A 560-nucleotide genomic window follows, 5' to 3' on the forward strand; every position below is an offset into this window, starting at 1 on the left:
GCCCGGCGGGAACAGGTGCCGGCAGTCGTGCCTCCTCCATCGCGCGGGCGAAGGACGGGCGTGCCAGCGACCGCGCAACAACGGATAACGGTTGCTGATCGGATCGGCCCAGGCGGCGGAGAGCAGCAGCGGCGCGACCGCGCAGTCGGCCAGGCTGACATGCCGCCGCATGCCGCCTCCAGCCGCTGCCCGGCGAACATGCCACCGAAAGAAAAAGGCCGGCGCGCAAACCCGCGGCCGGCCCTGCTGGTTCCGCCAGAATCAACCGGCCCGGTTCAAACGGCCATATTCATCCGGCCACCCAGGTGCCGCCGCCCATGCTGCAGCTCTGCGGCAGACCTTCCAGACTGTCGGCGGTGCGCTCGTAGTAGTGGCCGTCGAACCTGCCACCGAAGATGTTCCGGCACACGCCCTGCGAGGGCGACGGGCAGGCCTCCATATAGGTCACCTCGGCCGGTGCGCTGCCGGCCTGCTTCAGGCCATCGGCCAGCCCTTCGCAGGCCCGGGTCAGGTCCTGCTCGGTGCTGGTGCCGGCGATCTGCATGCAATCGCGCGAGCGG

The 560-nt window shown here is 70.2% G+C and carries 1 pseudogene; it reads right to left on the reverse strand.

From position 1 onward, the window contains the following. Positions 1-289 precede the first annotated feature (289 nt). Positions 290-560, reverse strand: a pseudogene (locus JCM9942_RS17800) (hypothetical protein); the annotation flags it as partial.

This window comes from Stenotrophomonas pictorum JCM 9942 (assembly GCF_001310775.1).
In the GTDB taxonomy this organism is placed as follows: domain Bacteria; phylum Pseudomonadota; class Gammaproteobacteria; order Xanthomonadales; family Xanthomonadaceae; genus Stenotrophomonas; species Stenotrophomonas pictorum.